Here is a 17,027-nt window from a genome sequence, read left to right on the forward strand (position 1 = left end):
CCCGCTCGAGTCAGTCGAATTCAGATGTGATCGACGCCACAGCCTTGCGATCCGGCAATGCCGCCATCGCACCGGCCGCGGTCGTCGCCACGGCCCCCACCGCGTTCGCAAACGCGAGCGTCGACTCGAGAGCCCGACCCTCGTAAAGCCCTGCGATCGCACCGGCGACGAAGGCGTCTCCCGCGCCGGTCGTGTCGACGACGTCCGTATCGAATCCGGGGTGGATCGCGACGCCAGCCCACTCGCTTCCGTCGGCACCGACGGCGATCGCACCCGCGTCCCCACGGGTGACGAAGGCGACCGCTGGCCCCGCTACCATCGCGTCCCGTGCGATCGCTTCGAGGAAGTCGCCCACGAAGCCCAGCCGCTCGAGTTCCCTCACAGTCGTTTTCTGCACGCCGACGGTCGCCAGCGTCTCGTCGTCGATCCGTCCGGGCTCGAGTCGGGTGTCGGCCGTCCCGTCGCGGTAGAAGGTAAACTCCCGGTCGCCAGTCTCGTCGTGGGTGACGAACGCGAGACCCGTCTTCGCCGTCGGATCGGTCTCGAGGCACCGATCCGGGAGGCCGTACTCCTCGAGCGTCTCCAGGAGGTATCGTCCGAAGGGGTCGTCGCCCACGCGTCCAGAACAGCGGCGTCCGCTCGAGTCGCGAGAGTGCCACGGCGACGTTCGCCGGTGCGCCACCGAGTCGGCGATCGAATCGTTCGACGCTCGAGAACGGACCGGGCTCTTCGGGAAGGAAGTCGATTAGCGTCTCGCCGGCGACCCGTATCTCGTAGGTCATACTCGTCGGAGTGCGTTACGGCGATAGTGGGTTCCGACCGTCGAACTGAGTCGCGTCCGTCCATACGACGCAACCGCAAGAGAAAACGGGGGCGGGCCGGGACAGCGTTCGTCTCATACGGATTGCTGTAACTAGTTACCGCCGATCGCCAGAACGGGGTCGGCGATCGGCGGTAAGTGAATACAGCAAACCGTATCAGTCGTCGGCCGGTGCCGGATTCCCGCGTTCGACGTCGACGTCGCCCTCGTCCAGTTTCTGCTCGACGTTGCGGGCCGCCTCGACCATGTTCGCCAGCTTGCCGTAGGCGACCTCGCGGGGCAGTAGCTTCACGCCACAGTCCGGCGAGACCACGAGCTGTTCCGGCGGGACGACCTCGAGGCCCTTCAAAATGTTCTCCTCGATCTGTTCGACGGACTCGACCTCACCGACGTGGACGTCCGTGACGCCCAGCGCGAGGTCGGCCGTGAACTCGGGATCTTTGAAAACCTCGAGTTGGTCGTAGTCGCCGTTTGCCAGTTCGAGGTCGAACTCGTCGACGGGGAACTCGAGGAGCTCGGGGTAGATCCGGGAGTAATCGCCGTAACAGACGTGGAGACCGATGCGGACGTCGTCGGGAATGTCGGCGACGATGTGCTCGAGTGCCTCGCCGACGATGGCGTGGTCGTCGGGTGTCGTTGCGAGTGCGGGTTCGTCGATCTGGATGTAGCGTGCGCCGGCTTCGACGAGTTTTTCGATCTCCTCGTTGACGAGGTCGGCGAGCTCGAGTGTGAGTTCGTCGTCGTCCTCGTAGGCCTCGTTGAACGACCAGTTTGCGAGCGTGTACGGGCCGGTGATCGGTACCTTGACCGGGCGGTCGGTCGCGCTCGCGGTAAACTCGTACTCGTCGACGAGCCAGCTCTCGTCGTATTCGACCTCGCTCACGACGGAGGGCTTGTCGAAGTAGTTGTGTCCCCACACCTTGACGGGGCCGTTGAACTCGTAGCCCTCGATGCGGTGGGCGAAGAACTCGACCATCTCGTTGCGCCGCATCTCGCCGTCGACGACGACGTCGAGGCCGGCGCGTTCGTGTTCGTTCGTGATGAGGCGGGCGGCGTCGTCTTTGGCCTCCTGCCAGTCGTCGTCGTCGAACCCGTGATCGGGGTCCTGGTAGAGTTCTTTCGCACGATTGAGCCACTTGGGTTTGGGGTAGCTGCCGACGACGGTCGTCAGCAGGAAGTGGTCGTTCTCGTGACCGTCCGGTCGGAACTGGTCTTTGTTTCGGCTCATGCTGCTTTCACCTCCGCGAGGTCCGCGGCTTCGGCAAGGACGGCGAGTTTCTCCTCGAACTTGGCGTAAGGCAGGTAGAACGTCTCCGTGTTCGTCGTCAGGTAGACGGTCTCGAACTCCGAGACGGGAAGCTGGTCGTAGACCCACTCGACCCGATCACGTACCGCTTCGGGGTCCTCGACGAGGGTGTTCTGGCCGTCGACGAGGCCGAGAGAGATGTCGTCGGTCCCACCGTACTCCTGGACGTTGTACAGGTTGTCCTCTCGGTTCGTGACGAAGTCGAACCCGACCGCGTCGACGTCTGCGTCCAGCAGGTGCGCGTAGACTTTCTCCTCGAGTGCGCCCCAGTAGGGCTGGACGACGACGTCGGCGTCCGTGGCGCTCGCGACCCGATCGATCGCGTCGCTGGCTCGTTCGTCCTGGCCGTCTTCGGGAGCCGACTCGACGAGCGACGGCTCGAGCAAGAACAGCGTCTCGTGTTCGGGGAAGGCGTCGACCTCGCCCGCGAGGAAGTCCGCGATTGCTGCGAGGAAGTCGGCTTCGTCGCCGTAGTGGTCGTCCGTCGCGAGGTCAGCGAGCGAGAACGGGCCTGGCAGGACGGCCTGCAGGTCGCCGTCCGTTCGCTCGGCCGCGGCCTCGAGTTCGCCCGCGACGTCGCCGGAGAAGTCGAGGTCGCCCTGGACGACGGGGTCGCGATAGAAGTTGTTGTTGTCGTAGTAGCGGACGATCCCCTGGGTGTCGACGGCGTCGTGGACGGCCAGTGGGTGTGCGAGCATGTCGTCCCAGCGGAGCTGGCCCTCGGCGATCCGGTCCAGCCCTGCCTCCACCTGGCCGCCGATCACTTCTTCGCGGGCCGCCTCGTAGGCCGCGGTGATCTCCTCGCCTTCGTCGCCGCTGACGAGGTCGCCTTTCTGGTGGCCTTTCAGGTCCGAGAGGTCGTCTTTCGCCCAGTCCGGGAGCGGAAAAAGTCCCGGCGTGGTCGAAACGTACTCAGTCATCGTACGGCGGAGTAGGCTATACCGATGCTTAATATTTACCATCCATATTAATGCTTTATAGTAATCTCCTGGTCCGGGCTGCTCGAGACCGGCCGATCGCTCGAGCACACACCACCGAGGAATGTTTTTCTGCCGACCCGACAAACGACTGTGTATGTTCGACCGTCCCCTCTGGTCGCTTCGACTCCGGCTCGCCGGGACGCTCATGGTGCTCCTTCTCGTCGCGACGGGCGTACTCGCGGCCGTCGGCTGGGCGATCTTTGTCGTCACGAGCGCCGTCAGCGCGTCCGGCTCGCCACTCGAGGTGGCCACGTCCCGCTCCCTGGCCGGTGGCACGGTCGTACTGGCGGCGGGACTGTCGTTGCTCGCACACGGCCGGTACGGCTACCGGCAGACACTCGAGTCGGTCGACGCCAATCCCGTCGAAGACGGCGACCCCCACGGCCTGCGCGAACGCGTCCGTCGGTTCGCGCTCGCCGCCGGGGTCGAAGAACCGGCAGTCGCGGTCGCCGACACCGACGAGCCGACCAGCTTCACCGTCAGCAACGGCACCGACGCGACGGTCGTCGTGACGACCGGCGCACTCGAGGCCCTCTCGGACGCCGAACTCGAGGCCGTCCTCGCCCACGAGGTCGCTCACCTCGCGAACCGAGACGCCACCGTCGCGACCGTCGCCGCGACGATCGGGTCGATCTCGGACGGGCTGTTCGCCCGCGAGCGTCGACTCGGCGAGTGGATTCGATTCCTCCTCACGATCGGTTCGGTGACGATCGTGCTGGCGCTCGTTGCGATTCCGATCGTCGTCCTCTCGGCACTCTACCTGGTCGTCAGCGTCCTCGCCCGAACCGTCCTCGCGATCAACGCTATCTCCGTCGGCGTTCACGCCCGCGCTCGAGAGTACGCCGCTGACAGGGCCGGCGCGGAACTGGTCGGCGATCCCGCCGCACTCGCCGCTGCCCTCGAGACGCTCGACGATGTCGGGCCACCCGACGAAGACGCTCGCCGGCGATCCCACGCGAGCGCGACGCTCGGGATCGTCCCCTACGCGCTGGGGGAGCCGACTGATTCCGACCCCCTTGAGGGGTCGTCGCTCTCCCGGTGGATTCCCGACGCGGACAGTGAACTCGACCGCGCCGAGTTCGTGGCACTGCTCTCGAGGGTCTTCGGACGTCTCGGCCGGGCGCTCGAGTGGCGGCCCGCGACGCATCCGCCGGTCGAGAAACGGATCGAGCGGCTGCGCGAGTACGCCGACGAAATCGACGGCAAATAGCAGTGCTCCGACCTACTCGAGTGCGAGCAACGCGTACGCCTCCTCGTCGACTTCGGCGACGACGTAGAGTACGCCGTCGTCGAGCACCGGCCCGGGACCGACGCGACCAGCGAACTCGCGTCGGAACCGGACTGCAGGACCGTCCGTGAGAACGCCGGTCGCCGTCGGATCGAGTGCGTACAGGGCGTCGCCACCGACGAAGACGGTCTCGCGGCTATACGCTGGCGCGGTGTGTTGCCAGTCGCCGACGTCGTGACTCCAGTAGCGGGTCCCATCGTCGGTCCCGAGCGCGTGGAGCGTCCCGGCACCCCGGAGAAAAACCCGACCGTCCGCGACGCAGATACCGCGTTCCGTCCAGCCGGTGTCGGCCGACCAGTACACCTCGTCCGCGTAGCCGCCCTCGTCGGTCAGCGCGTACGTCGTCCCGTCCCGACAGCTGACGTAGATCGAGTTCGTGTCCACGCTCGGCGGAGCCATCGGCACGGCCGGGAGTCGCCATCGCCGTCCTCCCATCCCGCCGTCGCTGAGCAAGTAGACCATCCCCGCTTCGGTGGCAACGACGACCCAGTACCCCAGGAAGAACGCGGCGTGGTCGAGCACCTGTCCGTAGACGTCGCGTCGCCACGCCTCCTCGCCGGTCTCGGCCTCGAGTGCGACGACCGTCTCGCCCGCGCCACAGATCAGTCGATCCCCGGCGTAGGTGGCCGGCCCGGTCACTCGCCCCGGCACCTCGAACTCTCGTTCCCACAGTGAATCGCCGGTGTCTGCCTCGAGTGCACGGACGGTATCGGCCGACGAGATGTAGACGACGTCGCCCCGGACCAGCGGCACCGCTCTCGCGTCCTCGAGCGTCCACAGCTCGTCGCCGCTGTCGGCATCCAGAGCACGGAGTCGCTGCTGAGCCTCGAGCAGGTAGACGGTCCCGTCGGCGACGACTGGTTCGTGGTAGGTCGTCTGTGCGGTCTCGACCCGCCAGCGTTCGGACACGCCCTCGACTGGTGTCTTGCCGTCGGCGACTTCGCGAGTGTTGCCGGCATTACACCCGAAACTGGACCACGAACCGTTCGCTCCGAGGATGTGGCGGTCGGGGTCTGGCAGTGCGTCGACGCCCGCTGGCGGCGGCTCGTCCGGTGTCGGCGAGCGTGCGACGGTCGAACAGCCAGCGAGGGCAGCGCTTCCGGCGACGATGCTCGTCAGAAAGGATCGTCTGGTGGAGGGCATCTCCTCAGCTGTTCTAGACGGTTCGAAATGTATCTTCCGCTCACCGGAGCAACTCGAGCACCGTCAGCGTCTCGAAGGGAAACGACTCGTCGGCGAGGGCAACCGCGCTGAACCCCGCTTTTCCCGCTTGCTCGACGACCTCGTCGACCCCCGTCAGGCTGCTGACCAGCAGGTAGACGACGCCGCCGGGGGCGAGCACGCGACCGACGGCCTCGAGGAACGGATCGATCACCGCGCGGCCGTCTTCGCCGCCCGACAGCGCCGCCTCCATCCAGTCGTCCCACTCGTTGTCTGGATCGGTCGGCAGGTACGGCGGATTGAAGAGGACGGCGTCGAACGCCCCGTCGGCAAAGGGGGAGACGAGGTCTGCACGGACTGTCTCGAGGCCCTCCTCGCGGGCCTGGCGGACGGCGTGGGGGTTCAGGTCCGCGGCGATCACCCGAGCGTCGGTCTCCTCGGCGACCGTGCGGGCGACGTAGCCCGACCCAGTGCCGACCTCGAGGACGAGTTCGTCGCCCGCAATTCGCTCGCAGGCTGTACTGGCCAGCAACTGCGAGTCCTCTGCCGGCTGGTAGACGTCCGTTTCCACGTCGCGTTGCTCTCGAAGTTCCACGTTAGTTGTCCTCCGGATGGCTCATGCGGTACTCGCGGCCGCCACGATTTCCGTCTTCGGGTTCCGGATCGCCGTCCGCGGCCGAACTCGCGTCCGTCTCCTCGTCGACGCTCTCGGTTCTCCCGTCGATCCGCACGTCAGTCTCACCGCGACTCGAGAGCGCTCGCTGCGGGTACGGGATGTCGACTCCTTCCGAATCGAACTCGCGTTTGATCGCGTTGATCGCTGCCGTCCGTGCCTGCCAGCGCCACTGGGAGCGCGGTTTGTCGATCCAGAACCGTGCGCCGAGGACGACCGCCGAATCGCCGAACTCCTTCGAAACGACGTCCGGAGCGGGCGTATCGAGGGCGTACTCGAGCTCCGCGAGGACATCCTCGAGGAGTGTGGTGGCTCGGTCGATGTCGGCGTCGTAGTCGACCCCGACGTCGATCTCGACCCGGAGTCGTCCTCGCTTCGATCGGTTCGTGATCGTACTCGAGGAGATAACGTCGTTGGGAATCATGACGTACTCGCCGTCGAACGACTGGATTCGCGTGTTCACGATCGAGATGTCGGTGACGATTCCCTCCTCGTCTTCGACGGCGACCCAGTCGCCGATCTCGAACGGGCGGGAGAACATCAACACGAAGCCCGAAAGCACCGTTCCGAGCGTCTGTCTGGCGGCCATACCGACGACGATCCCCAAGAAGCCGGCACCCACGAGCAGTCCACTCAGGTCGTCGATCCAGACCCCGAGGACCACTACGATCGCCACCGACCAGATGACTACCTGTGCGATACGGTGGGTGATCTCGCGCTGATGGGCCGTGACCGCCGACGCTGAACCGAGGAGTTCGTCGATAAGTCGCCTGACGAATCGCGTCACGATCGACGTGCCAATCACGAGAACGAACGAAGCGATCGCGTTTGGCAGGAGGTCCTCGTTGAGATCGTGCTCCGTGAAGACGCTCCAGACGGTCCCGGTGAGTTCCCATACACCGAGGACGACCGCAAGAGCGATCGCATACGTCCCAACGAGCAATGTCGCCGAAGCTAGATCGCCGTATAGCGGCCGACTCCGGGCGCTAATCTGTGTTTGCAGTCGCCGGTAGGAGAGCGAAACGAACAACAGGAGACCGACCGCCACGACGGAGATCGCAATCCGCAATTGTCGTGACTCGATCTCGGTTGCAAGGAAGTCGAGCCCCACTGCTTCTGACATGAATCGTGGTCTCTCGACCGCTGTCGTTCCCAGAGGTTTGAGTATTCGTTGGTTGCCAGCCAGGGAACGCTGCCACGGACACGCACAGAAAGACAGTCCCGGGTAGCAGTCCGTCTCACTCGAGGCCGCTCTCTACGAGCGCCAGTTCGGCCAGCGCGGCGAACTCCGCAGGTGCCATCGCGTCCGCTCGTTTGCGAAGAGTCTCGTCGTCGGCGGCGTCGACGACTGCCTCGGGTTCCTCGAGGCCGGAGATGTGGGCCGTGTTCCGGATGGCGTTCCGGATCGTTTTCCGCCGCTGCGTGAACAACGCCTTCACGAATCGCAGGAAAAAGTCCTCGTTTTCGACCTCGTATTCGGGCTCGCGGGGTCGCAGTCGGACGACCGCGCTCTCGACCGCCGGCGGCGGCGAAAACGCCTCCTTCGGGATCGTCTCGACGAGTTCCGCGTCGGCGTAGTGCTGGGTCGAGACCGACAGCCGCCCGTACTCCGACGTGCCGGGTTCGGCGACCATCCGCTCGGCGAACTCCTGTTGGAACATCAACACGAGCGGCTTCCCTTCGGGGAGCAACCGGAAGCTAATCTCGCTCGAGACGCCGTAGGGAAGGTTCGAGATCGAGGCCGTGAAGTCGGGTAGGTCGACCTCGAGGGCGTCGCCCTCGATCACGGTCAACCGGCCGGCGTCGATCGCGTCCGCGAACTCCTCGCGGAGGAAGGCCGCGAGATCGCGGTCGCGTTCGACGACCGTCACCGCGCCGTCCTCGCCCGCGAGCGCGAGCAGTCGGTCCGTCAGCGCGCCAGTGCCGCCGCCGATCTCGAGCAGGTGGCTGGCATCGGGATCTATCTCTTCAAGATACGTGGGTAGTCGATCGAGCACGCGGTCGTCGACGAGGAAGTGCTGGTCGTGGTCCGGATCGCCGCGGACGCCGGCCCGGGCGATCAACGCGTCGGGATCTCTCATTGCCGGCGGTTGGGGGTCGGCGGGTGTAAACGCACCGTCTCGCAGGTGGTGACTGTTACTGCCTGCGCGCGAAGACGATCGAGTAGAGGACGAACAGCAGGCCGACGAACTCCGTCACTTGCCCGACGAGCGGCGTCATGGCGACCGACCCCGTCTGGGCGACCGTGATCGTGAACACTTCCGAGACGAACGTGAGAAGCGCGATGCCGACTGCGAGAAGCAACATCGGCTGGCTCCGGTTTCGCCGGTAGCCGAGCGCCGCAAGCACGGTGTTGGCCCCCTCCTGCGCCTGAAGACGCGGGAATCCCGCCCAGAAGAGTGAGACGCGTCACTGATCGGCCACTGATGTCTTTCGAGAAGCAGACCGCCGGCCGGCGTTACTGACCCTGTTCGCGACCGACAAACGTCTGATACTTCAGGTCGTCTTCCTGGAGTTCCTCGAGAATGCGCTCGACGAGGATTTCGTCGGGATCGTGGAGCCCGGAGACGCGGTCTTCGAGGTCGTCGAAGCTCTCGAACGGTTTGCGCTTGCGCTCGTCGAGGAGGCTGTTACGGAGTTTCTTCCCGATTCCTGGGAGCAGATTCAACTGGTGGAGTCGCAGCGTGATCGGCTGGGCCTCGTTGTAGAAGTCCACGAACCGCTGTTCGTTCTCCTCGACTAGATCCTGGACGACGTACTCGAGTTCGGATCTGGCTCCCGAGGAGAGGTCCCCGTACTCGACGGCGTTGCACTCGGTGACGATGTCGCGTTCGTCTCGCGGGTCGACGGCGACCTCGGTCCCGATCGTGATCCGTTCGTCCTCGTCGAACGCGATCTGGTACAGCGTGAAGTCCTCGACGCCGAGGGCGTATCCTGCCGGGGACTTCTCGTACTGTGGCCGCCCGTCGTCCGACAGGCCGTGGGCGAGATAGTCCAGTACCACCGCGCGTCGAGCGTCGTCGTCCGTCCCATCGCTGTCGGCTTCGCTCATTGCTTGTAGGTATGGGAACGGCACACTTAAAGAATCGGCCCGCTTTCGGGCGCTGGGTCGTGGCCAGTGACGAAGGTTAGGCGTACTTTGCGACGACGTCGAGAATCTCGTCGAGTTCGTCCCCCGACAGCGAGTACCGTTGCTGTGCGTACACCGATCGAAGCTCGTCCCGGTTGCGCGGGAGGAGGTTGGTGATCTTGTATGCCGTTGCCTCGTCGACTTTCTCCAGTTCCTGGAGGTCGTCGGCGAGCTGTTGGGCCTCCGCTGGCTCGAGGACGGTGAATCGGTTGACGTGTTCGATCGCTCGCGCGAGTTCGTAGGGGAGTTCGCGGTCCTCGTCTAGTGCGCGTTCGGCCTCGATGTCGGCGAGCAGTTCCTTCGTTTCCGAGACCGTGAGGAACTCCTCGTCGACGATCTCTTTGAAGATCGTCATGTGGAAGCGGGTTCAGACGCGGTCTGCGGCGCGGTCCTGGGCGCGCATGTGGGCCGCGGTCACGATCAGCGTCTTGTCTTTACCGCCGTCGTTGACCTGTACTTTGAACGCGTTCCCCTGCTTGCCGACGACCTCACCGGTGAGGCCATCGAAGCGTGGGTGGAAGCGACCTTTGTGGATGCTTGGGTCGATCTTGAGGTGGACTTTCTCGCCCTCCTCGTACTCCTGAATCGCACGCTGTGGCGGCGACGCCCCGCGTTCTCGGGGATCGTTCGAGAGTTTGTTCCGGGTTCCCTGACGAGGGCCATTAGAGTTCGGCATAGTCGTACGACCCTCTTACTTGGTGACGGTTATAAAACGCACGTTCCACGACGGGGCGGCCGTGCCAAGCGAGCACGACTGCCGGAACAGAAGACAAACGTAACCTACCTCCGCCCCGTCGACCCACGCATGGACGACGACCAGTTCCGGATCGAAACCCGCTCGATTCACGCCGGACAGGAACCCGACGAAGAGACGGGCGCGCTGATGACGCCCATTCACGCCAACTCGACGTTCGAGCAAGATGCCCCCGGCGACCACCGCGGCTACGAGTACTCCCGGACCGGAAATCCGACACGGACCGACCTCGAGGAGAACCTCGCGAGCCTCGAAGGAGCCGAGTACGGCCGCTGTTTCGCGTCGGGCATGGCCTCGATCAACACCGTGCTCAACCTGCTCGAGGCGGGCGACCACGTCGTCACCGGCAACGACGTCTACGGCGGCACCCACCGTATCTTCACGCAGGTCTACGAGGACTACGACCTCGAGTTTAGCTTCGTCGATATGACCGACCTCGAGGCGATCGAGGAGGCGTTCCGTCCGGAGACGGAACTGCTGTGGCTCGAGACGCCGACCAATCCGCTCATGTCGATCGTCGACATCGAGGGGGCAGCCACAATCGCCCACGACCACGACGCCCTGTGTGCGATCGACAACACGTTCGCGACACCGTACCTCCAGAACCCGCTCGAATTGGGTGCCGACATCGTCTCCCACTCGCTGACGAAGTATCTCGGCGGTCACTCGGACGTGGTCGGTGGCGCCTTGCTGACCAACGACGAGGACCTCGACGAGGAGTTTGGCTTCTACCAGAACTCCGTGGGCGCGACGCCCGGTCCCTTCGAGAGTTTCCTCGTGCTTCGGGGGACCAAGACCCTCCCCGTCCGGATGGATCGTCACTGCAAGAACGCCAGCGCGATCGCGTCGTGGCTCGAGGACCACCCCGACGTCGACCGAGTCTACTACCCCGGTCTCGAGTCCCATCCCGGCCACGAGATCGCCCGCAAGCAGATGAACGACTTCGGCGGCATGCTGAGTTTCGAACTCGACGCAAGTCTGGAGGAGGCAAGCGAGGTCGTCTCCGCGACCGAGGTCTTCACCCTCGCCGAGAGTCTCGGCGGCGTCGAGAGCCTGATCGAACAGCCCGCGCCGATGACCCACGCCGCGATTCCGCGGGAAGAACGACTCGAGGCCGGCCTGACCGACAGCCTGATCCGGGTTTCGGTGGGGATCGAACACGTCGACGACCTGATCGGAGATCTCGAGCAGGCGTTCGAGGCGGCGCTGAACTGACCGAACATCGCGGGCTCGAGGTAGCGACGCCGGTCCGAGACGGAGTGAGCGCCGACGACACCAACGGAGTAGATTTATTTTCTCCGACTGTCAGTGTCCGGACGATGTACGATACGATCGTCGTCCCTGTCGACGGCAGTCCCGAGGCCAGAACTGCCGCCGAACAGGCACGGGACCTCGCTGCCGATCTCGGCTCGAGCGTCCATCTCTTCTACGTCATTCCCGCGACTGGCTACCTGTTCGGCGTCGATGCGGTCGTCGACGTCGACAAAGCCAGCAGTCGCGTTGCAGAGCTCGCTACCGACGTCTTCGGTGACTCGAGTGTCGACGTCCAGACCACGGTCAGACGTGGCGACCAGGAGACGCTGACTCTCGCCTTTCTCGAGGAGGTCGACGCCGATCTCGTCGTCCTGGGTCGCAAAGAGACACCGGAGGTACGGGACTACCTCTTCTGGAGCACTCCCGCACAGATCGTCCGCGAGTCCGAGATTTCGGTGCTGCTCGCTCACCCCGATACCGACGGCGGTGATCGATGATGGAAAACGTCGACAGGCTCGCGGCGATGTTCCCTAGTTCGTCACGGAACGCCGTTCTCTCGTGGCTTCTCGTGGGTGTCCTCGCCCTGATAGCGATCGGCGGTGGCTGGCTCGAAGCGTACGCGTCGGTGCTGTTCGCCGTCGTCGCGATCGTGATTGCCACTGCGCCGGCGGTCACGTTCCGCGACCTGACGGTCATGCCGCCGTGGTACTTCCTGTTCCTGATCGCACTCCCCGTCCTCTGGGAAGCGTTCGGGCCCCAGCCACTCGTCACTGGCATCGTGCCGGCACTCGCAATGGGGACCCTCGGACTCCTCGCCGTCGTCGAACTCCACCGGTTCACGTCGCTTCGGCTCGTTCCGTGGTTCAGCGTCGTTCTCACCGTCGTCCTCACGCTCGCAATGATCGGCCTGTTGAACGTCCTCTGGTGGTCGTCGGACACGCTGTTCGGAACGACGTTTTTGCTCGACGGGCGTAGTCAGGACGCGATCAATGCGGCCGTGATGATCGAGTTCAGCTACGCCGTCGTTGCTGGCCTTCTCGCCGGGCTGGTCGTCTACGCACACTTCCGTTTCTCCGACGAAACCGTCGGCTCACGGACTGGCACGGCACCGTCGCCCGAGCCTGACGCGGAGGCGGCCCGGTCGGTCGATCCAGTCGTCTTGAGCGACCGACTCGGCATTCCGACCGACCGACAGCACGCGCTCGTTCGGGCGATGCAACTCGTTTTAGTCGGTATTCTCTTCTACGGATTGCTCGTCCGTGATCTGCCGGTAATAACGAACGCGGCGCTCGCTCTCGTCATCACGTTTGTGCCCGCGATGTTACGACAGAACTACGCGTTGCCGATCGAGCCCGGACTCGCGCTCTGGGTCGCAAGCGCGGTGTTCCTGCATACGCTCGGGACGGTGGCACTGTACGATGCCATCGCTCCGTACGACCACCTCACGCATACGCTCTCCGCGTCGGTGGTCGCAGCCGGCGGCTACGCCGTGTTACGCGCGATCCAACTCCACGAGCGGTCGATCCACTTCCCTCCCTGGGCCATGTTTTCGTTCCTGCTCGTGTTCATCCTTGCGATCGGTGTGATCTGGGAAATCCTCGAGTTCGTCGCCGACCAGAGCGCGCTCGCGCTCGGCCTGGACCCGGTGCTCGCTCAGCACGGCATCGACGATACGATCGTCGACATGATCTTCAACGTCTTCGGAGCGATACTGGTCGCGGCATGGGGAACACTATACCTCGTCGAACTCTCGGAGGGACTCGCGGACCTGCTCGAGGAGCGACTCGAGACCTGATACGGAGTGTTGGTACTATCTTCTTCGCTCTTCTGTAGGAGATTGTTGATACTGCTCAGCTGTCGCTGTAGAATCGAAGAGAGCAAGGACACCGCGTCAGCGGTGTCCGTTAGGCATGATCCCGCTAGATGTGTTTGGGTCGGAATCGGTCGCAGCGGACCTGTTAGAGCAGGTTCGCTGGCGTAACGGTGTTACTTGCCCTCGCTGCCGTTCTGACCTGACGGTCAAGAACGGCAGCTATGGGCACTTTCAGCGCTATCTCTGTAAGAATTGCGACCGCACGTTCAACGACAAGACCGGCACAATCTTCGCCCATTCGAAAGTCGCACTCAGAAAGTGGCTGTTCTCGATTTACGCGTTTCTCCGGTTTAACACGAGTCTTCGTCAACTTCAGATAGAGATCGACGTCCAGTACAAAACGATATATCAGCGCGTCGAGCGCTTCACGAAGGCGCTTGATGCACCTTCGCTTGACCTTGTCGGACCGGTCGAAATCGATGAAGTCTACGTTTCTGCAGGGCTGAAAGGCCGCGAGCGCGACCAAGAGTCGCGCTCGCGTGGCCTGTCCACGCGTGGGCGAGGAACGTACGAGAAGGACAAACCGCCGGTGTTCACGATCGTCGATCGTGGCACCGGCGACCGATACGTGATCCCAGCGAAATCAGCCGACGAATCGACGATTCGGCTCCTTCTCGAAAACCGTCAGAAGGAGCCACTGACCGTCTACACTGACGGATTTCGTGCCTACGATCCACTGGCCGAGGACGACGCATTCGACCGCGAATACGTCGTCCACGGCGACGGCGAATACGCCAACGAAAACGTACACGTCAACACCTGCGAGAGCCACGGATCGCTGCTGCGACCGTGGCTCTCGCCTCATCGAGGCATCTCAAAAGACAAGCTCACACAGTATCTCCGAGCGTTCCAACTTCGACGAAAGCTACTGTGGAAACCAGGGAGAGAAGCGCTCAAACACGCTATCAAAGCGACGCTATGAGATCAACAAAGTGCTACCCAAGAGCGATCTTCTTACAGCGAGAGAATCCCGCCGTTCACGGCGTTCGCAAGACCATAATGAGTGACAGAAGTTTTGGGCGTGGGCTAAGACGAACGGGGTAATGGGAGGAGACCGGCGGGGCGAGCTCGTTCGTCATCTGAGCGAGGAGGAGTTGGATCGTCTGCTGGACGAAGCAGACGATCCAAAGGTCGTCAAGCGGCTCACCTTTGTCAAACGTCTCTACAAGGGTGCAACGTACGAAGAAGCAGCCGACGACGTTGGGAAATCTGCGTCGACTGGAAGTCGCTGGGCACGTCGATGGAACGATGGCGGGCTGGGTCAGTTGACACCGAACTTCGGGGGCGGAAGGCCCCCGAAGCTCGGTGACGAGGAACAAGAGTGTCTTCTAGAACTTCTCCGGGAGGGACAGCCCTGGAAAGCACAGGAAGTTCACCAGCTCTTGGACGAAGAGTTCGATGTTGAGTACCATCCGGATTATCTCGGTCGAGTCCTCCGGAATCTCGGACTGTCTTACGCTAAACCACGTCCAAAACGTCCCTCACGGCCAGAAAATGCAGATGAAATCCTCGAAGAACGCGTCGCAGACGCGTTCGACGAGGAAACAGAGACAGCACATAACAACCGTCCCGAGGATGAGGACGAAGGCTGGGTTCTCGACGACAATATCTGTACAGATGGAGGAACTGTCGTCGGTTTTTGTGACGCTTCTCATCCGCAACCATACGACAATTCGCATCGACTGTGGTACGTCGATGATCCGACACTCGAACGACCGCTGGTGAAGCTTGACGAACCAGCGGTCGGGTGCTATACGCTCAACGGCGAAAGTGTCCTGACCTTTCCTGAAGATCAATCGAAAGAGAACATCTGTGCCCTATTGGAGGAGGTCCGCGAGCAGAATCCGGGAACGCGGATTCTGCTCGTCTTGGACAACTTCTCGTCTCACATCTGTGAGCACACGCGCAAGCGCGCACATCAACTCGGTATCGATCTCGTCTTTCTTCCGGTCGGTTCACCGCATCTCAATCCAATCGAGCAGGTCTGGAAAGTGCTCAAACGGAATGCTTCACCAATCGTCGTGGCGAGCGAGAGCGCGTTCCGCACTCTCGCTCGCCGCCTCTTCAACACCCTCACCGATCGACTTGGATTCGCCAAGTCTTGGATCGACCAGTTCCTCAGTCCATATTTGCAAAAGTTATCTTGATCATTAAGGACGGCCTGCAGCGACTGGCCTTCTAGCGGAATGCTGTTGCCGCGCCACGTACGGAGTTCCTCGACAATCTCGAAGTCTGCATTTTCCTTGACGCGAGAGACGAACCAGCCGCCATTGGCGTCAATGCGGTCGAACAGCCAGAAATCGTAGTAGCCGAGATCGAACAGGATGAGGGCGCCAGCTACCCACTCGCCGGTGGGTAGCTGGCTCCGTTCGTGAGTGCTCGCGTCGGTTGTTTGGAATCGCGTCGGAAGCCCCGTCGAGAGCGATTCGGTGAGATGGAGTTTCGCCCCGGCTCGGTCGTCATCGAGTGCGTAGACATCTTTGGCGTCTTGATAAAGCGAGATGATCGTCGCATCAACGATGAGGACGTCTCGAAATCGTTCGAGACGTCCGGTCAGCTCGGTTTGGCCCGTGTCGAGATTCTCGATGGCGTCATCGAGAATCTCTCGAAGGAGTGCAACGAATCCCGGTTTGAACCAGCCGTGAAACGTTGCATACGAGAGTTCGTCACAGTCAGCCATCTCGACGTAGCGTTCGAGAAACGCCTGAATGGATCGATCAGATCCGGCAGCGAAGCCGAGGGAAAGCGTGTAAAATAGGGCGACGACGTCGAGTTTCCGCTCTCGCTGGATGAGATTCGTTGCGCGAGCACGCTCGCGCAACTCATCGGATGGAAACGCTCTTTGAATCCGGTTCACAACTACTGAGTCCGGTGGGTTGTACACACTCCCCACCGGATTCTCACATTCCTAGTTACTGACGATTCTAGCTTGCGGTCTCTGGATACCGTGATCTGCTAAACTAGAACGGATGCCTGGGAACCCAACAAACGTGGCCTACCACCAGTCTCGCAGCCGTCCGTCGAAGCCGCTGCCATCGTAATTCGAGCCGGCCGATACCTGAGTGCGGAAGCGAACCGAAACACATGCCGAATGCGTCGACGGACGCACGTACACGCATTCACTACGGGTCGAGTACGCCGCGACCGCACGACCACAGCGGTAGCCGTCGAAACCGACCGCGGACCCGTTCTCGTCGACATCGGCCCAGTTGGCAGCGTCGGTGCGCTCGAGGTGCATCTCGAGGCCCCCAGCTCCGACCTCGAGGACGTCTGGCTGGTCGTGGTGACTCACAACGACGGCGACCCCGCGGGTGGCCTCGCGGAGTTGCTCGAGCACACCGACGCGGTCGTCGCGGCCCACCGCGAGGAAGCGCCGTACGTCGCGGGCGAGCGCGACCCGATCAAGAGCGGCGAGGGCCGCTATCCGCCCGTCGACGTCGACCTCGGGTTCGCAGACGGCGTCCGGATTCCGACGCTCGCGGGGCCGATGGCAGTCGTCCCGACACTGGGTCACGCGCCCGGGAACGTGTCGCTGTCTGTCTCCGAGAGCGGGGTGTTGCTCGCCGGCGACGCGCTCGTGGCCGACGGTGAAGCGCCGCTTTCGGGGCCGAAACCCGAGTTCACGCCCGAGATGGCTCGCGCTCTCGAGTCGGTCGGGAAACTAGCAGCCCTCGAGATCGAGCACACGCGCTGTTATCACGGTGGGGACGTAGACCGCGGCAGCGATCGGATTAGGGAGATCGACAACGAGCGCCGATCGTAGCCGGCCCAGGAAGCGGAACGCTCAT

General features: G+C 63.2%; 17 protein-coding genes and 2 pseudogenes. 7 read left to right on the forward strand and 12 right to left on the reverse strand.

Features of this window, described 5'->3' with window-relative positions; genetic code table 11:
* Positions 1-10: 10 nt before the first annotated feature.
* The 3 genes and pseudogenes from NATGR_RS10445 to NATGR_RS10455 all read right to left on the reverse strand — a co-directional run bounded on the left by NATGR_RS10445 (position 11) and on the right by NATGR_RS10455 (position 3,046).
* Positions 11-782, reverse strand: a pseudogene (locus tag NATGR_RS10445) (carbohydrate kinase family protein).
* A 195-nt stretch (positions 783-977) separates the two neighbouring features.
* A complete protein-coding gene (locus NATGR_RS10450) occupies positions 978-2,048 on the reverse strand; it encodes a methionine synthase (RefSeq protein ID WP_005575679.1) in 1,071 nt (356 codons plus the stop codon).
* Complete coding sequence (locus NATGR_RS10455; RefSeq protein ID WP_005575681.1) at positions 2,045-3,046, reverse strand: hypothetical protein; 1,002 nt, start codon at positions 3,044-3,046, stop codon at positions 2,045-2,047. The genes NATGR_RS10450 and NATGR_RS10455 overlap by 4 nt, the downstream gene beginning before the upstream one ends.
* 154 nt (positions 3,047-3,200) lie before the next feature.
* Here NATGR_RS10455 and NATGR_RS10460 point away from each other — a divergent pair, with 154 nt between their 5' ends.
* Positions 3,201-4,316 carry a M48 family metallopeptidase gene (locus NATGR_RS10460; protein WP_015233551.1) on the forward strand — a complete coding sequence of 372 codons (1,116 nt, stop codon included), beginning with the start codon at positions 3,201-3,203 and terminating at the stop codon, positions 4,314-4,316.
* Between the two features lie 12 nt (positions 4,317-4,328).
* Here the strand turns inward: NATGR_RS10460 and NATGR_RS10465 are convergent, their stop codons facing one another.
* The 8 genes from NATGR_RS10465 to NATGR_RS10495 all read right to left on the reverse strand — a co-directional run bounded on the left by NATGR_RS10465 (position 4,329) and on the right by NATGR_RS10495 (position 10,034).
* Complete coding sequence (locus tag NATGR_RS10465) at positions 4,329-5,537, reverse strand: outer membrane protein assembly factor BamB family protein (RefSeq protein ID WP_015233552.1); 1,209 nt, start codon at positions 5,535-5,537, stop codon at positions 4,329-4,331.
* A 40-nt stretch (positions 5,538-5,577) separates the two neighbouring features.
* Positions 5,578-6,150, reverse strand: coding sequence for a HemK2/MTQ2 family protein methyltransferase (locus tag NATGR_RS10470; RefSeq protein WP_005575687.1), 573 nt, complete (start codon positions 6,148-6,150; stop codon positions 5,578-5,580).
* Position 6,151: 1 nt separating this feature from the next.
* Positions 6,152-7,351, reverse strand: coding sequence for a mechanosensitive ion channel family protein (locus tag NATGR_RS10475; protein WP_005575689.1), 1,200 nt, complete (start codon positions 7,349-7,351; stop codon positions 6,152-6,154).
* A gap of 115 nt (positions 7,352-7,466) precedes the next feature.
* Positions 7,467-8,309, reverse strand: a complete 843-nt coding sequence (locus NATGR_RS10480; protein ID WP_005575691.1) for a 16S ribosomal RNA methyltransferase A — start codon at positions 8,307-8,309, stop codon at positions 7,467-7,469.
* Positions 8,310-8,364: 55 nt separating this feature from the next.
* Positions 8,365-8,577 (reverse strand): DUF7521 family protein, encoded by a 213-nt coding sequence (locus NATGR_RS19920; RefSeq protein ID WP_449406414.1) that lies wholly within the window; start codon positions 8,575-8,577, stop codon positions 8,365-8,367.
* A gap of 109 nt (positions 8,578-8,686) precedes the next feature.
* On the reverse strand, positions 8,687-9,280 hold the full coding sequence (locus tag NATGR_RS10485) for a DUF655 domain-containing protein (RefSeq protein WP_005575695.1): 594 nt from the start codon (positions 9,278-9,280) through the stop codon (positions 8,687-8,689).
* 76 nt (positions 9,281-9,356) lie between these two features.
* Positions 9,357-9,713, reverse strand: coding sequence for an RNA polymerase Rpb4 family protein (locus tag NATGR_RS10490; protein ID WP_005575697.1), 357 nt, complete (start codon positions 9,711-9,713; stop codon positions 9,357-9,359).
* 12 nt (positions 9,714-9,725) lie between these two features.
* Positions 9,726-10,034: a 50S ribosomal protein L21e gene (locus tag NATGR_RS10495; RefSeq protein WP_005575699.1), complete on the reverse strand. Its 309-nt coding sequence runs from the start codon at positions 10,032-10,034 to the stop codon at positions 9,726-9,728.
* Between the two features lie 129 nt (positions 10,035-10,163).
* Here NATGR_RS10495 and NATGR_RS10500 point away from each other — a divergent pair, with 129 nt between their 5' ends.
* From NATGR_RS10500 to NATGR_RS10520, 5 genes are all read left to right on the forward strand, one after another.
* A complete protein-coding gene (locus tag NATGR_RS10500; RefSeq protein WP_005575700.1) occupies positions 10,164-11,327 on the forward strand; it encodes a cystathionine gamma-synthase in 1,164 nt (387 codons plus the stop codon).
* A gap of 104 nt (positions 11,328-11,431) precedes the next feature.
* On the forward strand, positions 11,432-11,863 hold the full coding sequence (locus tag NATGR_RS10505) for a universal stress protein (RefSeq protein ID WP_005575701.1): 432 nt from the start codon (positions 11,432-11,434) through the stop codon (positions 11,861-11,863).
* Positions 11,863-13,161, forward strand: a complete 1,299-nt coding sequence (locus NATGR_RS10510; RefSeq protein WP_005575702.1) for a hypothetical protein — start codon at positions 11,863-11,865, stop codon at positions 13,159-13,161. The genes NATGR_RS10505 and NATGR_RS10510 overlap by 1 nt, the downstream gene beginning before the upstream one ends.
* Positions 13,162-13,276: 115 nt before the next feature.
* Positions 13,277-14,161, forward strand: a complete 885-nt coding sequence (locus NATGR_RS10515) for an IS1595 family transposase (protein WP_015233555.1) — start codon at positions 13,277-13,279, stop codon at positions 14,159-14,161.
* A gap of 121 nt (positions 14,162-14,282) precedes the next feature.
* Positions 14,283-15,386: an IS630-like element ISNagr8 family transposase gene (locus NATGR_RS10520; protein WP_015233556.1), complete on the forward strand. Its 1,104-nt coding sequence runs from the start codon at positions 14,283-14,285 to the stop codon at positions 15,384-15,386.
* Here the strand turns inward: NATGR_RS10520 and NATGR_RS18890 are convergent.
* Positions 15,305-16,132 (reverse strand): annotated as a pseudogene (locus NATGR_RS18890) (IS4 family transposase); the annotation flags it as partial. The gene NATGR_RS10520 and the pseudogene NATGR_RS18890 sit on opposite strands and share 82 nt — an antisense overlap.
* Before the next feature lie 198 nt (positions 16,133-16,330).
* Here NATGR_RS18890 and NATGR_RS10530 point away from each other — a divergent pair.
* Positions 16,331-17,002, forward strand: a complete 672-nt coding sequence (locus NATGR_RS10530) for an MBL fold metallo-hydrolase (RefSeq protein ID WP_015233557.1) — start codon at positions 16,331-16,333, stop codon at positions 17,000-17,002.
* The last annotated feature ends 25 nt before the right edge of the window (positions 17,003-17,027 follow it).

This window comes from Natronobacterium gregoryi SP2, from assembly GCF_000230715.2.
GTDB lineage: Archaea > Halobacteriota > Halobacteria > Halobacteriales > Natrialbaceae > Natronobacterium > Natronobacterium gregoryi.